This window comes from Rhodococcus sp. NPDC003348 (genome assembly GCF_053589375.1).
Genome location: NZ_JBSFRT010000034.1, coordinates 1 through 20,192 on the forward strand (window position 1 = coordinate 1; position 20,192 = coordinate 20,192).

Consider the following 20,192-nt stretch of genomic DNA (forward strand, 5'->3'; position numbering starts at 1 on the left):
CCCGGTACCTGGGTACCGGGTCCTTCGTTCTTGGTAGCGGGGACAGGATTTGAACCTGCGACCTCTGGGTTATGAGCCCAGCGAGCTACCGAGCTGCTCCACCCCGCGCTGCATGAACGAAGTTACACGAACGGAAGAACCGAACACAAATCGCCTGCACAACCGGGGAAACCGGCCGCCGATCGCGCCACCGCGCCACCGACGCGCGCCCGGGGCGACGGAAACCTGTGGCGCACTTCACCGAAATTCGGTGATCCCCACCACATTACGACGGGATAACGGAGCTGCCCGCGAGACGCAACGCGCCGGGATGACCTGGCGAAAGCCGCGTTACATCGGCGACTTGCGTTGCGGCAGGCCGAAGTTCGACGGATATGACCCACAGCAATTTGTTGGCTAGCGTCGATCCCGGCCCGAAACCACCGGGCCCAGCCGACCCGCCGCTGCTCGACCTGCCCCGCGGGATCGGAACCCCCAAACCTTCGAGGGGCAGGGACGGGCGTGCCAGTGACGATGCCGGGCGACGAACAGCAGTCTGTCCGCCACGGCCACACCGGCACCGATCGCACCACGCGGCCCCGTCTGCAAGCGCGGAGAGGATTCACCCCGCATGACCATCCGTAAGACAACCACGCGCACGCTCGGCGCCGTCGCCGCGACCGCCGCCCTCGCCGCGGTCCCGATGGCCCTGAGCACCGCCACCGCCTCCGCCGCCACCTACAACTGGGACGGCGTGGCGCAGTGCGAGAGCGGCGGCAACTGGGCGATCAACACCGGCAACGGCTACTACGGCGGCCTGCAGTTCTCGCAGAGCACCTGGGCCGCGAACGGCGGCAGCGGCTCCCCGCACACCGCCTCCAAGGCCGAGCAGATCCGCGTCGCGGAGAACGTCCTCGCGACCCAAGGCGCGGGCGCGTGGCCGCACTGCGGTCAGTACCTGACGGCCGCCGAGCCCGAGCCGGCTCCCGAGCCCGCCCCCGCGCCTGCCGTCGACCTGCCCGCCGCGGTTCCGCCGGTCGCGACCGTGCCGGCCCTGCCCGAGAACTTCCCGGCCCCCAGCGCCGACCAGGTGCAGCAGGCCACCGACGCCGCTGTCGCCACCGCCGACCAGTACGGCTACGGCGACCAGCTGCGTGAGCTGATCGCCGCCAACAGCATCTACCTGGCCGGCATCACCCGCTGAGCCGAGCACACGAAAAAGGGCGCCCCGCCGATCGAATTCGATCGGCGGGGCGCCCTTTTCGCCGGTTCCGGCCCGACTACTTCGGCAGGCTCTGGTAGTCGGTGACCGCCTTCTGCAGCCGGTCGAGCGCCGCACCGTAGGCACCGAAGTCGCCACTCTGCTGGCTCGACCGCACTGCGGCGAGCGCGGCGTCGAGCTCGGCAACCACGGCATCCCGGTTGGTGGTTCCACCCGGTTGCGGTGCCGGCTGCTGGGTCGTCTGCTCCGGCGCCGGGACCACCGGTGCGGGCGTGTTACCGGTCGACTGCTGCTCGGTGACCGTTCCGCCGGGAGCCGTTGCGGCGCTGCCCGTTCCGATCTCGAACACCTGGTTCAGGGCATCGGCCAGGGTGGCCGAGTACCCCACCCGCACGCGACCGGTCGGCCCGGGCTCCTGGTAGCTGACCAGCACCCTGGTCAGCTGCGGGAACGTCGCGTTGTTCGCGCCGCTGCGCTCGGTGAACATCGGCTCCACGTACAGGATCCCGCCGTCCGCGATCGGCAGCGTCAGCTGGTTGCCGAACTGGATCTTGTTGGTGCGCTCGAGGAGTGCCTTCTCCGAGCCGACTCGGGCGTCGGAGATCATCGAGTTCTGCGCCTGCGCCGGACCCTGTGTCTGCTTGTCCCGCGGCAACTGCAGCACGGTGATCTTGCCGTAGTTCTCCGGGTCCGAGTCCGCCGCGATGTACGCGGACAGGAAGTCGCGGCGGAAACCGACCATCGGGCTGGTCAACCGGAACACCGGCTTGCCGGTTCCCTCCTGACCGACGAGCACGTAGTACGGGGGTTCGTTGAGCTTCGAGCCCTCGACCGTCGGCTCGTTCGGCACCGACCAGAAGGCGTTGTTGGTGAAGAACTCGCCCGGATCGTCGACGTGGTACTTCGCGAGCATCTCCCGCTGCACCTTGAACAGGTCCTCCGGGTAGCGGAAGTGCGAACGCAGGTCGTCGTTGATCGCGCTCTTCGGCTGGACCGTGTCCGGGAACACACCCATCCACGCCTTGAGCACCGGATCCTGGTCGTCGACCTGGTACAGCGTCACCGTGCCGTCGTACGCGTCGACGGTCGCCTTCACCGAGTTGCGGATGTAGGAGACCTCCTTGCGCGGCAACGGCCGACCGGTCGTCTGGTCGATGCTGTCCTCGACCATCCCCTCGAGCGAGCTGCGCTGCGCGTACGGGTAGTTGTCGAGGGTGGTGTACCCGTCGACGATCCAGACGATCCGGCCGCCGACCGCCGCCGGGTACGGATCACCGTCGGTCGTCAGCCACGGCGCGACGTTCTCCACGCGCGTCTTCGGGTCCCGGTTGTAGATGATCTTCGAGTCGGAGCCGATCACGCTGGAGAACAGGATGTTGCGCTCGGCGTACTTCGCCGCGAACGTCAACCGGTTGAACCAGTTCCCGATCGGGACGCCGCCCTGCCCGGTGTAGGTGTACTTCGAGGTGTCGGTGTCGTACTCACGGGCAGCCGAGCCGTCGCCGCTGCCGACGATCGCGTAGTCGGCGTCACCCTGGGCGATCACCTCACCGAAGTAGACGCGCGGCTGATCGACCTTGATGACCTGCGTCCCCTGCTGCTGGGACGCGATGTCGCTCACGGTGTAGATCGGGTAGCCCGCGTTGTTGGACGTGTCCTGCGTCGGGTCGAGCACCGGGGCGGTGACCCGGTTGGCGGGCGCCGCGACCAGACCGTCACCGTGGGTGTACACGGTGTGCTTGTTGATCCAGTCGGTCTGGTTGCCCTGCAGGTTGTTCGGCGACAGCTCGCGCGCCGCGACCACGTAGTCCCGCTTCTCGCCGCCCAGGTCGTAGCGGTCGATGTCGAGGGTGGGCGGGAACCCGTAGAAGTTCTGCCGCTGCTGCTGCTGGGTGAACGTCGGCGAGAGGACGTTGGGATCGAGCAGTCGGGCGTTCGCGATCGTGGTGACATCGGCCGGCACGTCCTGCGGGGCCTTCGTGCCGTCACCGGAGTACGGCTGATACGTCACCTTGTCGTCGGAGATCCCGTACGCCTGCCGGGTCGCCGCGATGTTGCGCTCGATGTACTCGCGCTCCTTGACCGCGGCGTTCGGCTTGACCGAGAACTGCTCGACCAGCAGCGGATAGACCGCGCCGACCAGGATCGACGAGAGCACGAGCAGCGCGGTAGCGAGCGCCGGAATCCGCATGTCCCGCAGGAAGATCGCCGCGAAGAACGTGATTGCGCAGATGATGGCGATGGCCATCAGGATGAGCTTCGCGAGCAGCACCGCGTTGATGTCGGTGTAACCGGCGCCGGTGAACGTCGGTTCCTTCCGACTGCTCGACAGCAGCGAGTAGCGGTCGAGCCAGTACGCGACGGCCTTGAGCAGGACGAAGGTGCCCGCAAGGACCGCCAACTGGATGCGCGCCGCCTTGGTCAGGGCTCCCTCGTGCCCGGTCAGCCGCAGACCACCGAAGATGTAGTGCGTCACCAGGTTCGCGAAGAACGCGATCAGCACCGCGACGAACAGCCAGTTCAGGACCAACCTGTAGAACGGCAGATCGAACGCGTAGAACCCGACGTCGAGGTTGAACTGCGGGTCATGCTGCCCGAAGTCGCCGCCGTGCATGAACATCTGCACCGCAACCCAACTGGACTGCGCGACCAGCCCGGCCAGCACGCCGATCACGACCGGCACGACCACGCCGAACAGCTTGAGCCTGCTCATCACGGTCGTCCGGTACCGGGCGATCGGGTCGTTGGGCCCCGCGGCCGGTACGAACACCGGACGGGACCGGTACGCGAGCAGCAACGCGCCGAACACGGCACCGCCGACGAGGAGGGCGACGGCGAGGAACAGCAGGATCCGGGTGACAAGGACCTTCGTGAAGACGCCTCGGAACCCGACCTCGCCGAACCACAGCCAGCTCGCGTACGTGTCGATCAGCCTCGGCCCGATCAGCAGCAGTACGGCCACAACAAGCGCCAGTACCAACAACACTCGGCTCCGTCTGGACAACGAAGGTAATCCGGTGGGGGGCCGCATGCCCACGTGTCACGCTCCCGTGGTCGGGCGGCACGACGAGCGGGCCGCAGGGTGTTTTGTCCCACTCTACGTGGGTTACCGATGTGACCACCGGCGTCGTCCGGGTTGTCCGGGTGCGTCGTCCGGGTTGTCCGGCTGCGTCGTCCGGGTGCGAGGATGAATAGGTGAGCGACTTCGACGGCACATCCCACCCGGACCCGATCTCCGACGACGCCCTGCCGCGGTGCGTTCAGGAGGTCGCAGGCCACGTCGAGCCCGACGGCTGGGGGCAGCCACCGCGGATGTTCGCACTCGTCCCGACGGCGGCGATCGCCGTGGCCGAACCGCATCTGATCGACCAGCTCGAAGCCGGGTCCGAGCTGACGCCCATCGAACAGCATCCACTTCCCGACGACCTGCACGGCGGAGCCGCCGCGCTCGAGGAGTACCTCGGCACCACCAGCTGGTCGCACGGGGTGGCCGGATGCCTGCTCGTCCAGGAGATCCTGGTGCTGCCCCCGACCGCCGAGGTGGAGCTGGACTCCGCCGTCTCGGTCGCCCTGTCCGGCGACAACGCCGCCGACGACGTCATCCGCGCGGCAGCGGGCTCGCATCCCGACCGCCGTGCGGCGAGGCTGTTCGCCGCGGTCCTGCGGGACGGCCGGTCCGAGTGCGCGATCGCGCTGGCGCCCGACGAGGACGACGACCCGTTCGCCGAGCCGGAACTGCGCACCGGGGACAACCTGGCCCCCGGACTGGTCCACGCACTGCACGCGACCTTCGAGGCCACCGACGACGACTGGTGACCCCTGTCCCCCGCCACCCGACCCCCACCCTTCCGACCGAATGTGGGATTCGGTCGGTCTGACTGACCGAATCCCACATTCGGTCGGTCAGCGGGAGCGGGTCGGTCAGCGGGAGCGGTCGGTCAGCGGGAGCGGCCGGTCAGCAGGACGGGGCGTCGCCGCCGGAGTTCAGCGACTCGAGCGCGTCGACCGCGCCGGTGAGGTTGTCGACCTTCACCAGTCGCAGCCCGTCCGGAACCCGCTGCTTGGCCTCGTCGCAGTTCTTCGCCGGCACCAGGAACGTGGTCGCGCCGGCTTCCCGGGCCGCGATCAGCTTGTACGGAATGCCGCCGATCGGGCCGACGTCACCGTCCGAGTCGATGGTGCCGGTGCCTGCGACGAACCCGCCGCCGTTGAGTTCGCCCGGCGACAGCTTGTCGATCACGGCGAGCGTGAACATCAGCCCGGCCGACGGGCCGCCGATCTCGGCGAGGTTGAAGTCGACGGTGAACGGCACGTCGGGCTTCTCGGTGGGGGTGATCCCCAGATAGCCCACGTCGTCGTGTCCGGGCCGGGCGCCGAGCGTGACCGGCACCGTCACCTGACCGCCGTCGCGTTCGACGACGATCGTCGCGACGGTTCCCGGCGCGAGGTCCGCCACGGAGCGCTGCACCTCACCCACGGTCCGGACCGGCGTCCCGTTGATGCTCACGATGCGGTCACCTGTGCGCAGCAGGTCGTGGGACGGACCGTCGGCGGAGACGTCGGTGACCTCCAGCGCGACCGGCTTGTTCAGGAAGTGCAGTGCGGCCAGTTCCGCGGATTCCTCGGACTGGGCGAAGTCGGCGGCGTTCTCCTCCTGCACCTGGTCACGGCTGCGGTCGGCCGGGTACACCTCCTCGCGGGGCACGAGGCCGTAGCGGCCGCTGAGCCAGAACCCGAAAGCATCGAACACGGTCAGCCCGTCGCGCACGGACACCGTCGTCATGTTCAGGTTCCCGGTCGTCGGATCCAGTTCGGTGCCCTCGATTTCGACGACCTGCTTGCCCTCGACCTCCCCGAGCGTGTTGAAGGTCGGACCGGGTCCGAGCGCCACGAACGGCACCTGCACGACCGTCCCGAGCCCGAGCAACGCCACGACCGGCACCAGCGCAGCAACCAGGGTGAGCATCCGTCGATTCACTCGGCCCAGCGTAGAGGGCGGCGGTCGGCGGCCGCCGTTGCACCGGCCGCACGCGGGCCGGTTTCTCCGTGTTCTCGGTCCGCGTGTTCGCGCTCGGCGTGATTTCCGCTGCCACCGACGCCCGCACGGCCTTGTACCGTTGACGTATGAGCAATCCGCCGTTTGGCTTCTCGAACTCCGACGACGACCCCGACCGCGACAAGAACACGGGCGGGGGCAGTTCGGGTGGGGACAACACCGGCGGCGGTCCGACGGGGCCGGGCGGGATGCCGTTCGGCTTCAACGCCGAGGGCTTCGACCCCGCCGCGCTCGGTCAGATGCTGACCCAGTTCGGGCAGATGCTCAGCGGCATGGGCAGCGCGATGGGCACCGGCGGCCAGTCCGGTCCGGTGAACTACGACGTGGCGAAGAAGCTGGCGCTGCAGCAGATCGGTTCCGTCACCTCGGTGTCGTCCGGGTCCGCGTCCGCGATCGCCGACGCCGCGCACCTCGCCGAGCTGTGGCTCGACGGCGCGACGCAGCTGCCCGCCGGCGCCACCCGGACCGTCGCGTGGACGCCGGTCGACTGGCTGGAGAACACCATCGACACCTGGAAGCGGCTGTGTGACCCGGTCGCCGAGCAGGTGTCGGGTATGTGGGTGTCCGGACTGCCGGAGGAGGCCCGGCAGATGGCCGGACCGATGCTGGGCATGATCGGCCAGATGGGTGGCCTCGCGTTCGGCTCTCAGCTCGGGCAGGCCCTCGGGCAGCTCGCGTCCGAGGTGCTGACCTCCACCGACATCGGGCTTCCCCTCGGTCCGAACGGGGTGGCCGCGCTGCTGCCTGCGGCCGTGGAGAAGTTCAGTGAGGGCCTCGAGCAACCGGACCGCGAGGTCCTGGTGTTCCTGGCCGCCCGCGAGGCCGCGCACCAGCGGCTGTACGTGCACGTGCCGTGGCTGCGGCAGCGCCTTCTCGCCACCGTCGAGGAGTACGCGCGCGGCATCAAGATGGACTTCTCGGCGATCGAGGAGGCGGCACAGGGTCTCGACCCGAGCGCGCTGAGCGACCCGTCGAAGCTCGAGGAGTTGCTGCAGCAGGGCACGTTCGAGCCGCAGACGACGCCGGAGCAGAAGCAGGCGCTGGAGCGGCTGGAGACGCTGCTCGCCCTGGTCGAGGGCTGGGTCGAGGTCGTGGTCGCGCAGGCTCTCGGCGAGCGACTGCCCGGGGTGGCGGCGCTGAGCGAGACCCTGCGCCGCCGTCGCGCGACGGGCGGCCCGGCGGAACAGACGTTCGCCACCCTGGTCGGACTCGAACTCCGCCCCCGCAAGGTCCGCGAGGCGGCGCAGTTGTGGCGACAGCTCACCGACGCCTCCGGCGCCGAGGGCCGCGACGGGGTCTGGGCGCACCCGGACCTGCTTCCGGACTCGAGCGACCTGGACAGCCCGGCCGGATTCGTCGACCGGGTGGTCGGCGGTGGATCGAGCACGTTCGACGATCCGATCGCCCAGCTCGAGGCGCTGCAGGCCCGCGAACGCGAGGAGCGCGGCGAGACCGGCGAACCCGACTCCCCGAGCAATTAGCGGATAGGGACGAAACCGCAGGTCCACGGTGTTGCCACCCTGTGGACAACCCGCCGCGGGGCACCTCCGCGGCGGGTGTGTGCTGGCACGCTGCCCGCATGACCCGCGTCGCCACCACCCCGCTCGACGGCCCGCGCCTGGACCCCCGCACCCCGGTCCTGACCCGGCCGAGCGGCACCCTTCAACTCGGCTGGAACCCAGAGACCGCGCTGCTGCTGCGGCCGCCCGCCGGCGTCACCGCCGCCGCGCTCGCCGACCTGCTGCGACTGCTCGACGGGCACCACAGCCGCGCCGAGATCGTCTGGCAGGCCAACCGTGTGGGCGTCGACAGCGACGACATCGGGCAGATCCTGTCCGAGCTCGCCCGGGTGGGCGCCTTGCTGCCGTTCCGCCGGAAGCCGACGGTGCGCAGCGTGCACCTGCACGGCCGCGGCCCGCTCGCGGACGGTCTCACGACCGCGCTCGGTGACGGCCGCGTCCGGATCGGACGGTCGGTCCCGGACCGTGCCGGGGTCGGCCCACCGACGGACGGCATCGACTGCGTGGTGCTCACCGACGACCTCGTTCCGGATCCGCAGACCGTCGCCGACCTGATGGCGGCGGGCACCGCGCACCTTCCGGTTCGGCTGCGGGACGGACGCGGGGTCGTCGGGCCGCTGGTGGTGCCGGGCCGCACCAGCTGCCTGCGCTGCGCCGACCTGATCCGCACCGGCCTGGACGCCGAGTGGCCGCACCTGGCGGCGCAGCTGCTCGGCCGGGTCGGGACCGCCACCCCGGACGCCGTGCTCGCGACCGTCGCGCTGGCCGTGAGCGAACTCACCGCGCTGATCGACGGCGACCCGAGTCGCCCTCCCGCCAGCCTCGACGCGACCCTGGAACTCGACCTTCGGTCGCCGCGGCTGGTGCGTCGACCGTGGCCGACACACCCGGACTGCGGCTGCTCACCTGAGGTGTAGGCGAAGGCGGCGATCGTCCGCCATGATTGAGGGCGTGCCCGACATTCCCCGCCGCAGCTCAGCCCGCACCGCCAAACTCGCGAGCATCCCGCTGGGGATCGCGGGGCGTGCGGCCGTCGGCTTCGGTCGCAAGCTCGCCGGCGGCGACCGGGACGAGATCGACGCGAAGCTGACCCAGCAGGCGGCCGAACAGTTGTTCACGGTGCTCGGCGAGCTCAAGGGCGGCGCGATGAAGCTCGGCCAGGCGCTGAGCGTGATGGAGGCGGCGGTCCCGGAGGAGTTCGCCGAGCCGTACCGGGACGCGCTGACGAAGCTGCAGGCCGAGGCGCCGCCACTGCCCGCCCGCAAGGTGCACCGCGTCCTCGACGCGCAGCTCGGCACCCGGTGGCGGGAACGGTTCGCCAGTTTCGACGACGCCCCGACCGCGTCGGCGAGCATCGGGCAGGTGCACCGGGCGGTGTGGTCGGACGGTCGTGACGTGGCGGTCAAGGTCCAGTACCCCGGCGCCGACGAGGCACTGCGGGCCGACCTGAAGACGCTGTCCCGGATGGCGGGCATGTTCACCGCGGTGATGCCGGGCGCCGACATCAAGCCGGTGCTCGACGAACTCAGCGCTCGCACCGAGGACGAACTGGACTACCGGATCGAGGCGAACAATCAGCGCGCGTTCGCCGCCGAGTTCGCCGGCGACCCGCAGTTCGCGATCCCGAAGGTGGTGGCCAGCTCCCCGAAGGTGGTGATCACCGAGTGGATGGACGCGACCCCGCTGTCGACGGTCATCAGCAGCGGCACGGCCGAGCAGCGCAACATCGCCGGTGCGCGGCTGGCCGAGTTCCACTTCGCCTCCCCCGCCCGCGTCGAGCTGCTGCACGGCGACCCTCACCCGGGCAACTTCATGCTGTGCGACGACGGCCGCCTCGGCGTCCTCGACTTCGGTGCCTGTGCCCCGATGCCCGGCGGACTTCCCCCCGTCCTCGGCAGGATGGTCCGGCTCGCCCTCGAGGAACGGTTCGACGAGCTGACGGAGTTGTTGCGCGGCAACGGTTTCGTGCTTCCCGGGCGCAATGTCACCGAGGCCGAGATCGCGAACTACCTGCGCCCCTTCACCGACCCGATCCACACCGAGTCGTTCCACTTCACCCGGTCGTGGCTGCAGCGCGCGGCAGGCACCGCGACCGACTTCTCGTCGGAACACTTCCGGACCGCCCGCGCGCTGAACATGCCGCCCGAGTACGTGATGATCTTCCGGGTGCTGTTGGGGTCGGTCGGTATCTGCGCCCAGCTCGACGCCGAGGCCCCTTACATGGGGATCCTGACGCGGTGGCTGCCCGGCTTCACCGAGGACGTACGGCGAGCCGAGTAACACCTGGGGTCCGGTCAGTGCGCGCCGGCCTGTGACCGGATTCGGTCCACAGCAGGGGCGACCCACTTCCTCAGGTAGAGCCGCAGTTCGTCGCCGCTGCGGGGTGGACGACCGGGATCGATGACGAACGACTGCACGATGCGGAGCATGTGCTCGACCAGTTCGTCGAGGTTCGCACCGGCCAGACCGGCCTCGGCCCAGTCGACGGCGAACCGTTCGAGGATCGACCGGCCGAACGCCAGCGCGGTGTCCGAGGTGACGCCCGCAGAGAAGGCACTGGCCCGTCCGGGCGCGAGCACCATGTTCAGGTACTTCTCCTCGGGTATCTGTTCGAGGGTGTAGGCGATGCCCTCCACGACGGCCTCCGCGGGGTCGCGGATCCCACCGAGATGCGTGGCGAGAATGTCGAGGAACGGGCCGGCCTGGGCGATCGCGGTGGCGCCGAGCAGTGCCTCCGCGGTCGGGAAGTACCGGTAGACGGTCTGCCGGGTGATACCGAGGTCCCGGGCCACCTCCGTGATGCTGATGTCACCGCCGGAGCGGTCCACGGCGCGGCGGGCCGCGGCGAGGATGCGGGCGATCGCCTCGTCGTCGTCGGCGGGGGTGGCGCCCGACCAGCCGTGTGTGCGCATCGGCCCGTCATCCCTCCTGTCCAGCGAAGTTGTCGGTCGAACCCTACCCGTGCGCGATCACGCCGGGTGGACCTCGGGCGGCGGCGCGGATCCACCGAAACCAGGCCATACAAACATGCCCTGTTGTATGGTCTCGACACTGCGGCCGACCGGCGCGGGAAAGGACAGACGATGACCACACAGCCCGACACCCGACACTCCGACACGGTGGACGACCTCACCCGGCGCGCGCTCCGGCATGTGCTGGACGGCACGACCGACATGGCGGACTCACCGCTGCGCGTGCCGCTGCACTACTACCGGGACCCGAAGATCACCGAGGTCGAGGAGGCGCAAATCCTGCGTCGCACCCCGCTGGCCATCGTGCCCAGCGCGCAGGTTGGGCAACCGAACGACTACGTCGTGCGCAGCGTGCTCGGCGACTCGTTGCTGGTCACCCGGGACGGCGCAGGCACAGCGCACGTCTTCCTCAACTACTGCCGGCACCGCGGCGCGATGCCCGCCTGCGGGTCCGGCAACACCACCCGGTTCACCTGCCCGTACCACGCCTGGACCTACAAGAACACCGGGAACCTGATCGGCGTACCGGGCAAGGAGGGCTTCACCGGCATGGACCGCGCCGACTACGGACTGGTGGAACTCCCGAGCCAGGAGAGGCACGGATTCGTCTGGGCGGTCCTGAACGCGGACGAATCCATCGACGTGGACGCACATCTCGGCCCCCTCGGGCCGGAACTGGCCCGGTTCGACTACCGGTCCTACGGTTACCACGACGAGCGCGAGTTCGAGTCGGACGTCAGCTGGAAGGGTGCGCTCGAGGCGTTCGCCGAGAGCTACCACTTCCCGTTCGTCCACTCCGAGAGCGTGATCGGCCAGAACACCGTCGCCAACACCTCGATTCACGACGCGTTCGGCAGACACCACCGAATGGGCTTCCCGTTCAACTGGATTGCCGACCTGGACACCAATCCAGAGGGTTCGTGGGACCCGTTGGCGAACATGGGGGTGATCTACTGGATCTACCCCAATCTCATCCTCGCGAACAGCCCGGTCGGCGTCGAGATCCTCGACATGCTTCCCGCCGGATCCCCGACGCGGTGCACCCTTCGCCACAGCTGGATGGCCCGCATCCCCGCGACCACCGACGAACAACGCGACCTGTACGACACCGTCTTCGCCCAGGTGCACGGCGCGGTCCGCGACGAGGACTTCGCGATGCTGCCGCAGTGCGGCGAGGGGGTGCGGCGCGGCCAGCACGACCACATGATCATCGGCCGCAACGAGATCGGCGTACAGCACATGATCAAGACCTTCGCCGCCGAACTCGGCGTGGCGCTCGGGTGACGACGCCGACTCGAGGCCTGGCGGCATGAAGAGGGCTGCCGACCTGCACAGAAAGGTCGCAGGACACCGCAATCTGCCGTTCGACGAAACCCGGTCGACTGTCCGACACGGCAAAGGGCGAGAAGGGCGCACGGCCGGGGGTCGCGGCTCTACCCGCGCCGGTCGAACACGGTCGCCCAGTCGTCCTTGATGCTGACGGCTGTCCAGTCCCTGGTGCCTGCGAGGTCGATCGCCTGTTCGGCGCCTTCCCGGTAGTCGAACTCACGGGTTGAGTCGTCGTGGACCACCAGCAGTTGCAGCGAGGGCCGGTCCGGCTGCTCGGAGAACCGCAGCATCGGGATGTCGCCGTTGCTGTTCCCGGCCGCCAGCAGGGGCCGTCGGCCGACGCGGCTCCAGATCCGGATCGGCTTCTCGGGACCGTCGACCAGCACGTCCAACTCGGGTTGGTGGATCAGCGCGCCGCCAGGGCCGTCGCCGCTCCAGGTCAGTGAGGCGCTGCTTCCGATGACCCGTTGGCGGGGCACCCCGTACACGTCCTGACTGATCGGCCGCATGAAGTCGCGGCCGCCGCCGGAGACGATGTAGTTGCGGAACCCGTGGGCGTCGAGGTAGCCGAGCAACTCGATCATCGGCGAGTAGCCGCACGTCAGGTAGGTACGACCGAGGGTGGGATGGTCGGTGGTGCGGAGGAATCGGTCGGCCTGGGTTTCGAAGTCCTCCACCGTGATGTCGGCGAACGCCGTCAGTACCCCGACGGCGAACACCTTCACCCCGCTGTCGTCGCCGCGGTAGTGGTCGGTGAGGACGCCGGTCAGCCAGCCGTAGTCGCGGGCGCAGGCGGCCTGCCAGGGCTGGCGGCTACGCAGCGAGGGATCCTGCTCTGCCATGGCGACGAGGCGACGCAGGATGAAGTCGAGCTGGATGGGCATCGGCTTCTCGCACCACAGCGTGCCGTCGTTGTCGAAGACCGCGATCCGCTCCTCGATCGGGACGGCGGAACCCTCGGCGGTCACGGATCGGACGAAGCCGAGGATGGCCCGCTTGGTGGCGCCCTCCCGCCAGCTCGGGAGCGGATCTCCGCTCCCGAGCCGGCGGGACTCCCCCTGCGGCGAGCCCGCAGCGGGTGCGGCCGGCGCCGCGTCCGTCATGGTGACGCCCCCGTCATTCACGGGAGAGCATCGCGACCGCCTCGCGTTCGAGGTCGACGTACGGTTCGCCGCTGACATCGATCGCCACCCGGTCCAGGGTCCCGCCGGTGAACGCCCACGGTGCGGTGCCCGGGTAGTCGTCGGTGACCGTCTCCCCGGTGCTGCGACCCACCGTGAGACCCTCGCCGGCGATGCCGAACTTTCCGGGCTGGGTCCGGATCCGGCCCTCGCCGACCTGGCGGTCGCCGTAGTAGAGGCGCAGCACCCCGTGAGCCGTGCCGGGCGGGTCCTCGCCCTCCTTGTCGAACGACGCGGCCAAGACCAGTTTCTCCCCGGTCGGCAAGTCCTCGGTCGCACTGATGCGCTGCTCCTCGCTGCCGAGGAAGTTGTACACGTAGTGCAGCCGGTTGTCCTTGACGTACAGGGCATGCCCGCCGAACCGGCTGCCGTGCGAGAGCAGCACCCCGGCAGCTCCCGGTCCGGGCAGATCGACCAGGGCCCCGATCGAGTAGGACCGGTTGCGGATGTTGACCGCGACCGACTCGGGCACCTCGGCACCCCCGCCCCGATACACGTAGCGGTTCCGGGGCGCCGCGAGCTGCGGACGCGGGGTGGTGAGAATCTCGACGGCCGAGCGGTCGTCGAGCGGGAACGCCCGGTTGGCGCCTGCCTCGTGGAACCACAGGCCGACGAGTTCGGCGAGCTTGCCGGGCTCCTCGGCGGCGAGGTCGCGCAGCTCGGCCCGATCCACGTCGGTGTGGTACAGCTCCCAGGTGTCGTCGGGGAAATGACTCCACCCACTGATCGCCGGATGGGTGGTGACGGCCTTCCACCCGTCATGCCAGATCCCCCGGGTGCCGAGCATCGAATAGAACTGGGTGTGCTTCGCCGTCGGGATGGTCTTCGCGTCGAAGCTGTAGCGCATGCTCACACCCTGCAACGGATGCTGCGTGTAACCCTTGATCGCGTCGGGCAGTTCGAGGCCGAGACAGTCCAGCACGGTCGGCACCAGGTCGATGGCGTGGTGGTACTGGTCTCGGGTCTCACCGCGGGCGGCGATGTTCGCCGGCCACGAGATGATGCACGGATCGCAGGTACCGCCGTTGAACGAGTACCGCTTCCACATCTTGAACGGGGTGTTGAACGCCATCGCCCACCCGTTGGGGTAGTGGTTGTAGGTCTTGGTGCCGCCCAGCTCGTCCAGCTTCTCGAGGTTCTCGGCCAGGTCGTCGGGCACACCGTTGGCGATCTTGTTCTCGTTGACCGAGCCGTTGGGACCGCCCTCACCGCTGGCACCGTTGTCGGCGACCAGCATGATCAGCGTGTCGTCGAGCTGGCCGATCTCCTCGAGATAGTCCAGCATTCGACCGATCTGGTCGTCGCAGTGCGACAGGAAACCGGCATACACCTCGGCCATCCGGGCGAACAGCCGCTGCTCGTCGGCGGACAGGGTGTCCCAGGGCCGCGTGTAGTCCAACGGGGGGAACGGCTGCCCGTCGGGACCGGTCCGTCCGTCGGGGGTGCCGATCGGGTTCAGCGGCGGCAACTCGGTGTTCTCCGGGACCAGACCCAGTTCCTTCTGCCGGGCGAGGGTGCGCTCGCGGATCGCCTCGTATCCCTCGTCGAACCTGCCGCGATACCGGTCCGCCCACTCCTGCGGAACATGGTGTGGGGCATGGGCGCAGCCGGGGGCGTAGTACAGGAACACCGGCCGGTCCGGCGCGATCGCCTTGACGTCGTCGATGTACTCGATGGCCTTGTCGGTGATGTCGACGCTGAAGTGGTAGCCCTGCTCCGGGGTGGCAGGCTGCTCGACGGTGTGGTTGTCGTGCACGAGGTTCGGGTACCACTGGTTAGTCTCGGCACCGAGGAAGCCGTAGAAGCGGTCGAAGCCGCGGCCGGTCGGCCAGTGCCGTTTGCTGGACGCCATGTTCATCTCGTCCTCGGCGCACAGATGCCACTTGCCGACCATCGCGGTGCTGAAACCGTGATCGACCAGGATCTCGGCGAGGGTGGCGCATTCGGGTGGGATGTGACCGTTCGCGCCGGGGAAGCCAACAGCTGCCTCGCTGATGCACGCCATACCGTTGGTGGTGTGATTGCGGCCCGTCAGCAGGCAGGATCGGGTCGGTGAGCACAGGGCGGTGGTGTGCCACTGGCCGTACCGCAGCCCGTTCGCCGCGATCCGATCGATGTTCGGTGTCTCGATCGGGCCGCCGTAGCAGCCCAGGGCACCGAACCCGACGTCGTCGAGAACGATGTAGAGCACGTTCGGCACACCTGGCGGGGCCTTCGGCTGCTCGTACGGTCCCCAGTCCGGGACCGAGTCACGAATGTCGAGATTGACGACGCCTCGGAATGGTTTGGCCATGATGTCGGCTCCTCATCGGGGTCCCCTCTTCCAGCCAAGCACGATCGGTCCGACGATCGCTAGAGTCGACACGAGACCGGTATTCGCGAACCCGGACACGCAATTCCGGGTCGACACACCGCGCAGCCGCCATCCGGGTGACCGCCTGGCGCGGCTGCATACACTGGGCGACCGTGCGGATCGCGACCTTCAACATCAACGGAATCCGGGCCGCGCAGCGTCGCGGTTTCGAGGAGTGGCTGGCCGAGCGGGAACCCGACGTGGTCGCGTTGCAGGAGGTGCGCGCACGCGCGGCGGCGATTCCCCCCGGAGTCTTCGGTTCCTGTCACCTCGCCTACGACGAGGGCGTGCTGGCCGGACGCAATGGCGTCGCGGTCCTGACGCGGCACGCTCCCGTCGCGGTGCGGACGTGGAGCGGCACGGCCCTGGTACGGGCACCCGGCGAAGTCCACACCGACACGACCGAACTCGACCCGGTGCCGCTGGCCCGGGGACTACGGGAGTTCGCCCCGCAGGGCCGGTACGTCGAGGTCGACCTCGCCGACGCGCCGATCACCGTCGCGTCGCTGTACCTGCCGAAGGGGGGCCTGCCCGCGCATCTCCAGAAGCCGGGGCGGATGCGGGAGGCACCGGACGGCGGTGCGCGTTACGAACGCAAGATGCGTTTTCTCGACGGGTTCGCGCGCCAGCTGACGCGCTCGCGTCTGGACGCGCGTGCCCGCGGCCGGGAACTGCTGCTGATGGGTGATCTCAACATCGCGCACACCCGCCACGACGTGCGGAACTGGCGGCGCAGCAACCAGGCCGAGGGATTCCTCCCCGAGGAACGGGAGTGGTTCGGCTCCATCCTGTCGCCCCGCACGCTGGTCGACGTCGTCCGCAGCCACCATCCCGACACCGACGGCCCGTACTCGTGGTGGTCGTGGCTGGGGCAGTCGTTCGCCAACGACACGGGGTGGCGTATCGACTACCACCTCGCGACGCCCGGGCTCGCGCGGGCGGCCGTCGCCGCGGGCACCGACCGCGAGCCGAGCGCGGACCGCCGGATGAGTGACCACGCACCGGTCGTCGTCGACTACCAGCTCGATTCGCTCGGCCCCACCCCCGGCTGAAGGGCACCTTCGTGCGCCTGAAGCGTACAAAGGTGCCCTTGAGCCGAACGGCGGTGCGGCGGTGCGGCGCCGCCTCAGGCGCAGACGGCGACCTTGCGGGGACGGCCGCGGGGGCGCTTGCGGGCGATCACGACGCCGTGGTCGAGGATCTCTCCGCCCCACACACCCCACGGCTCGGCGCGGTCGAGGGCCGCGCTCAGGCAGCGCGCCCGAACCGGGCACTGTGCGCAGAGGGACTTGGCCGTTTCCAGTTCGGCGGGGGTCTCCCCGAACCAGAGGTCGGGATTGTCGGCACGGCAAGGCAATTCGCGCTGCACCGGCCCGGTGATGGTGGGTTCGGTGATGGTGCGGACTGTCGCGGTGGACACGTCGTGCTCCTTACGGACTCGTCGATGGGTTCGGGGTGCGAACCGGTGACCTGTCCTGGAGCGTCGTCCCCTTCCGGGGAGGTACTCGAAAACACGAATGGCCACGGTCCGCTGGGGCGTCCGTGGCCGGGGAGGAGATTGCTACCGAGTGTGGTCTCGGTGTGCGATCCGGGGCACGGACGACAGGGCTGCTGCATGTGTGCGACGGCGGACGACGCGCTTCGGCGCCTCCGCCCACATGGCGGCGGGCAAGTGAGCGGCGCCGCCGACAAGAACGGACGACGCGTATCCCTGCGCGCTGCTGTTCCGATCGATCATGGTTCCGATCACCTCCCTCTCCTGTGTGCGACCGCTGTCGTTCGTGCGACAACTGTCGTTCGTGCTATCCCGTCGATGCGCGAGCATCGCAGGCCGGCCGTGACGGCAGGCCGAAAGCCCGCAACGTCGAAAACCAGGGTAAGCGGTACCGCCGGAACCGCACAACCCATTTTTGACCTGCGGTTATGCGCCCTCGATGAGGGTCGGCTGCGCGACGGAGAGCGGATCCTCCCCGCGCACCACCGCCAGGACGTCGGCGCCGAACCGTTCCAGTTTCTTCGCGCCGATCCCCGGGATCGCGACCAGTGCACGGTCGTCACTGGGCTGTTGCTCGGCGATCGCGGTGAGGGTGGTGTCACTGAAGACGACGTACGCGGGCACCTTCAGTTCCTTCGCCTTCTCCAGCCGCCACGTCTTGAGCGAGGCGAACAACGCGGCGTCGATGTTCGACGGGCAGGTCTCACAGCGGCCGAGCATCGTCGCAGCCGTGCCGAGGAGTTGTTTTCCGCAGACCCGGCAGCGGGGCCGCTTCTTCTGCGCGACGGGTGCCGCGATCCGGGAGGCCGGCGAATCCTCCGGAACGAGGTCGTACAGGAACCTCGACCGGCGGCGTGAGCGGCGTCCACCCGCCGTTCGGGACAACGCCCACGACAGCTGCAGGTGCTCGCGGGCACGGGTGACCCCGACGTACAGCAGCCGGCGCTCCTCCTCGACCGCCGCCTCGTCGGGCGGAGTCGACTTGTCGCCCAACGCATGCTGGATCGGCAGGGTGCCGTCGGTGAGCCCGACCAGGAACACCGCGTCCCATTCGAGACCCTTCGCGGCGTGCAACGACGCCAGCGTCACGCCCTGGACGGTCGGAGGGTGCCGGGACTCGGCGCGGGCGGCGAGGTCGCGTAGCAGCCCGGCCAGGTCGAGGTCGGGCTGGTGAACGAGCAGCTCCTCCGTCAACGTGACGAGCGCGGTGAGCGACGACCACTTCTCTCGGGCCTGCGCACCGGCGGGCTCGGTGTCGGTCAGGCCCATCGGCACGAGCACGGCCCGCACCAGTGTCACCAGAGCCTGGCCGCGGTCCGCGCCGTCCGGCAGGTCCTCGCGGGATGCGGTCTGCCGCAACGCGCCGACGGCCTGCCGGACCTCCGGCCGGGTGAAGAACCCCTCGCCACCTCGGACCTGGAACGGGATGCCGAGTTCGGTGAGCGCCTGCTCGTGCGCCTCCGACTGCGCATTGATCCGGTACAGCACCGCGATCTCCGCGGCGGGCACTCCGGAGTCGATCAGCTTCTTCACCGACCGCGCGACCGCCGCGGCCTCCGCGGGCTCGTCGTCGAACTCGGCGAACGTCGGCGCCGGGCCGGGCGGGCGCTGGCCGATCAGTTGCAGCCGGGTGCCTGCGATCCGCCCGCGTGCGGCCCCGATGACCTGGTTCGCCAGCGAGACCACCTCGGGCGTGGACCGGTAGTCGCGTTCGAGACGGACGACCGTCGCGTCCGGGAACCGCCTGGAGAAGTCCAGCAGGTAGCGCGGCGACGCTCCGGTGAACGAGTAGATGGTCTGGTTGGCGTCGCCGACGACGGTCAGGTCGTCGCGTTCGCCGAGCCAGGCGTCGAGGACCCGCTGTTGCAGCGGCGTGACGTCCTGGTACTCGTCGACGACGAAGCAGCGGTAGCGGTCCCGGAACTCCTGCGCCACCGCGGTGTGTTCCTCGAGGGCGCCTGCGGTGTGCAGGAGGAGGTCGTCGAAGTCGAGGAGCATCGTGTCGCCGCGGACCTTGAGCGACTCGTACGCTGCGTACACGTCGGCCACCTTCGCCGCGTCGGCCGGGGGCTCGCGGCGCATCCGGGCCGCGGCGGCCGGGTAGTCCTCCGGCGCGACCAGCGACGCCTTCGACCACTCGATCTCCCCGGCCAGGTCCCGCACGCTCTCGGTGTTGGTCGGCAATCCCACGCGGTTCGCCGCCTGCGCGACGATCGCGAACTTGCGGTCCACCAGCTCCCACTGGGTGTCGCCGATCACCTGCGGCCAGAAGTACCGCAACTGCCGCAGCGCCGCGGCGTGGAAGGTACGGGCCTGCACCTGGTTGGCGCCCTCGCCGATGCCGAGGGTGCGCAGCCGGCCACGCATCTCGCCCGCGGCTCGCGCGGTGAACGTCACGGCGAGGACCTGACCGGCCGCGACGTGACCGTCCGCGACCAGCCGGGCGATCCGGTGCGTGATGGTGCGGGTCTTGCCGGTGCCCGCACCCGCGAGGACGCAGACGGGACCGCGCGGCGCGAGGACGGCGGCGGATTGCTGCGGGTCCAGGCCCTCGACGTTGTCACCGGTGACGTTGTCTCGGGAATCCTGGGCGCGCGCTGACATGGACTCCATCATGACAGGGCGGTCCGACAGCCTGATGCGCCTGCGCCGCATGTGAGTGTTTTTCACCCTCGTTGGGGTGAAGATCACTCACCGGCGGCGACGCGGCACGGAACAATTCGCCGCGACCGTGGTGTTATAAGCCGCGTGACCGCAACCGAGACCGCCCCCGCCCTGACCATGTACTCGACCACCTGGTGCGGGTACTGCCGCCGGCTCAAGAAGCAGCTGGACGAGAACGGCATCAGCTACGTCGAGATCGACATCGAGGACGATCCCGCCTCGGCCGAGTTCGTCGGCAGCGTCAACGGCGGCAACCACGTCGTCCCGACCGTGAAGTTCGCGGACGGCAGCACGGCCACCAACCCCAGCCTCGCCGAGGTGAAGAAGGTCCTCGGCGTCTGAGCCGGACCGCACGACGGCCGCCCCCCGGGAGGAGGCGGCCGTCGCCGTGTGTCCGCCGCGCAGGCGGAGCCGGCTACTT

Annotated in this window: 15 protein-coding genes and 1 tRNA gene; 8 read left to right on the forward strand and 8 right to left on the reverse strand. The window is 69.4% G+C overall.

Annotated features, from left to right (window positions below; all coding sequences use genetic code 11):
* Window positions 1-31: 31 nt before the first annotated feature.
* Window positions 32-108, reverse strand: a tRNA-Met gene (locus tag ACWDU4_RS20515).
* 502 nt (window positions 109-610) lie between these two features.
* Between ACWDU4_RS20515 and ACWDU4_RS20520 the strand changes: the two genes are divergently transcribed.
* Window positions 611-1,183: a transglycosylase family protein gene (locus tag ACWDU4_RS20520; RefSeq protein WP_450115763.1), complete on the forward strand. Its 573-nt coding sequence runs from the start codon at window positions 611-613 to the stop codon at window positions 1,181-1,183.
* A gap of 76 nt (window positions 1,184-1,259) precedes the next feature.
* Here ACWDU4_RS20520 and ACWDU4_RS20525 read toward each other — a convergent pair whose 3' ends face one another.
* Window positions 1,260-4,238, reverse strand: a complete 2,979-nt coding sequence (locus ACWDU4_RS20525) for a UPF0182 family protein (protein ID WP_450115764.1) — start codon at window positions 4,236-4,238, stop codon at window positions 1,260-1,262.
* A gap of 158 nt (window positions 4,239-4,396) precedes the next feature.
* On the opposite strand from ACWDU4_RS20525, the gene ACWDU4_RS20530 reads away from it, so the two are divergent.
* Complete coding sequence (locus ACWDU4_RS20530) at window positions 4,397-5,017, forward strand: PPA1309 family protein (protein WP_450115765.1); 621 nt, start codon at window positions 4,397-4,399, stop codon at window positions 5,015-5,017.
* 139 nt (window positions 5,018-5,156) lie between these two features.
* Here the strand turns inward: ACWDU4_RS20530 and ACWDU4_RS20535 are convergent, their stop codons facing one another.
* On the reverse strand, window positions 5,157-6,179 hold the full coding sequence (locus ACWDU4_RS20535) for a YlbL family protein (RefSeq protein ID WP_450115766.1): 1,023 nt from the start codon (window positions 6,177-6,179) through the stop codon (window positions 5,157-5,159).
* Window positions 6,180-6,325: 146 nt separating this feature from the next.
* Between ACWDU4_RS20535 and ACWDU4_RS20540 the strand changes: the two genes are divergently transcribed.
* From ACWDU4_RS20540 to ACWDU4_RS20550, 3 genes are all read left to right on the forward strand, one after another.
* Entirely contained in the window at window positions 6,326-7,738 is a 1,413-nt protein-coding gene (locus ACWDU4_RS20540) for a zinc-dependent metalloprotease (protein WP_450115767.1), read from the forward strand.
* A 98-nt stretch (window positions 7,739-7,836) separates the two neighbouring features.
* Window positions 7,837-8,694 carry a hypothetical protein gene (locus ACWDU4_RS20545; protein WP_450115768.1) on the forward strand — a complete coding sequence of 286 codons (858 nt, stop codon included), beginning with the start codon at window positions 7,837-7,839 and terminating at the stop codon, window positions 8,692-8,694.
* A gap of 22 nt (window positions 8,695-8,716) precedes the next feature.
* Window positions 8,717-10,057 carry an ABC1 kinase family protein gene (locus ACWDU4_RS20550; RefSeq protein ID WP_450115769.1) on the forward strand — a complete coding sequence of 447 codons (1,341 nt, stop codon included), beginning with the start codon at window positions 8,717-8,719 and terminating at the stop codon, window positions 10,055-10,057.
* Between the two features lie 14 nt (window positions 10,058-10,071).
* Here ACWDU4_RS20550 and ACWDU4_RS20555 read toward each other — a convergent pair whose 3' ends face one another.
* On the reverse strand, window positions 10,072-10,689 hold the full coding sequence (locus ACWDU4_RS20555) for a TetR/AcrR family transcriptional regulator (RefSeq protein ID WP_450115770.1): 618 nt from the start codon (window positions 10,687-10,689) through the stop codon (window positions 10,072-10,074).
* Between the two features lie 171 nt (window positions 10,690-10,860).
* Here ACWDU4_RS20555 and ACWDU4_RS20560 point away from each other — a divergent pair, with 171 nt between their 5' ends.
* Entirely contained in the window at window positions 10,861-12,033 is a 1,173-nt protein-coding gene (locus ACWDU4_RS20560; protein WP_450115771.1) for an aromatic ring-hydroxylating oxygenase subunit alpha, read from the forward strand.
* Window positions 12,034-12,182: 149 nt separating this feature from the next.
* On the opposite strand, the gene ACWDU4_RS20565 is transcribed toward ACWDU4_RS20560, so the two are convergent.
* Together ACWDU4_RS20565 and ACWDU4_RS20570 are read right to left on the reverse strand one after the other, a co-directional pair.
* Complete coding sequence (locus ACWDU4_RS20565) at window positions 12,183-13,181, reverse strand: HAD family hydrolase (RefSeq protein ID WP_450115772.1); 999 nt, start codon at window positions 13,179-13,181, stop codon at window positions 12,183-12,185.
* A gap of 13 nt (window positions 13,182-13,194) precedes the next feature.
* Window positions 13,195-15,552: an arylsulfatase gene (locus tag ACWDU4_RS20570; protein ID WP_450115773.1), complete on the reverse strand. Its 2,358-nt coding sequence runs from the start codon at window positions 15,550-15,552 to the stop codon at window positions 13,195-13,197.
* Between the two features lie 173 nt (window positions 15,553-15,725).
* Here ACWDU4_RS20570 and ACWDU4_RS20575 point away from each other — a divergent pair, with 173 nt between their 5' ends.
* Window positions 15,726-16,664, forward strand: a complete 939-nt coding sequence (locus ACWDU4_RS20575; protein WP_450115774.1) for an exodeoxyribonuclease III — start codon at window positions 15,726-15,728, stop codon at window positions 16,662-16,664.
* A gap of 74 nt (window positions 16,665-16,738) precedes the next feature.
* Here the strand turns inward: ACWDU4_RS20575 and ACWDU4_RS20580 are convergent, their stop codons facing one another.
* Both ACWDU4_RS20580 and ACWDU4_RS20585 read right to left on the reverse strand, forming a co-directional pair.
* Window positions 16,739-17,032, reverse strand: a complete 294-nt coding sequence (locus tag ACWDU4_RS20580) for a WhiB family transcriptional regulator (RefSeq protein WP_450115775.1) — start codon at window positions 17,030-17,032, stop codon at window positions 16,739-16,741.
* Between the two features lie 501 nt (window positions 17,033-17,533).
* Window positions 17,534-19,723, reverse strand: a complete 2,190-nt coding sequence (locus tag ACWDU4_RS20585; protein ID WP_450115776.1) for an ATP-dependent DNA helicase UvrD2 — start codon at window positions 19,721-19,723, stop codon at window positions 17,534-17,536.
* A gap of 132 nt (window positions 19,724-19,855) precedes the next feature.
* On the opposite strand from ACWDU4_RS20585, the gene ACWDU4_RS20590 reads away from it, so the two are divergent.
* Window positions 19,856-20,113 carry a mycoredoxin gene (locus ACWDU4_RS20590; RefSeq protein ID WP_450115777.1) on the forward strand — a complete coding sequence of 86 codons (258 nt, stop codon included), beginning with the start codon at window positions 19,856-19,858 and terminating at the stop codon, window positions 20,111-20,113.
* The last annotated feature ends 79 nt before the right edge of the window (window positions 20,114-20,192 follow it).

What these genes read in the sequence shown, in the direction of transcription:
- ACWDU4_RS20545 (WP_450115768.1), top strand. Translation starts at nt 7,837, where the DNA reads ATGACCCGCGTCGCCACCACCCCGCTCGACGGCCCGCGCCTGGACCCC.
- ACWDU4_RS20560 (WP_450115771.1), top strand. Translation starts at nt 10,861, where the DNA reads ATGACCACACAGCCCGACACCCGACACTCCGACACGGTGGACGACCTC.
- ACWDU4_RS20570 (WP_450115773.1), bottom strand. Translation starts at nt 15,552, where the DNA reads ATGGCCAAACCATTCCGAGGCGTCGTCAATCTCGACATTCGTGACTCG.
- ACWDU4_RS20540 (WP_450115767.1), top strand. Translation starts at nt 6,326, where the DNA reads ATGAGCAATCCGCCGTTTGGCTTCTCGAACTCCGACGACGACCCCGAC.
- ACWDU4_RS20585 (WP_450115776.1), bottom strand. Translation starts at nt 19,723, where the DNA reads ATGATGGAGTCCATGTCAGCGCGCGCCCAGGATTCCCGAGACAACGTC.
- ACWDU4_RS20550 (WP_450115769.1), top strand. Translation starts at nt 8,717, where the DNA reads ATGATTGAGGGCGTGCCCGACATTCCCCGCCGCAGCTCAGCCCGCACC.
- ACWDU4_RS20555 (WP_450115770.1), bottom strand. Translation starts at nt 10,689, where the DNA reads ATGCGCACACACGGCTGGTCGGGCGCCACCCCCGCCGACGACGACGAG.
- ACWDU4_RS20520 (WP_450115763.1), top strand. Translation starts at nt 611, where the DNA reads ATGACCATCCGTAAGACAACCACGCGCACGCTCGGCGCCGTCGCCGCG.
- ACWDU4_RS20565 (WP_450115772.1), bottom strand. Translation starts at nt 13,181, where the DNA reads ATGACGGACGCGGCGCCGGCCGCACCCGCTGCGGGCTCGCCGCAGGGG.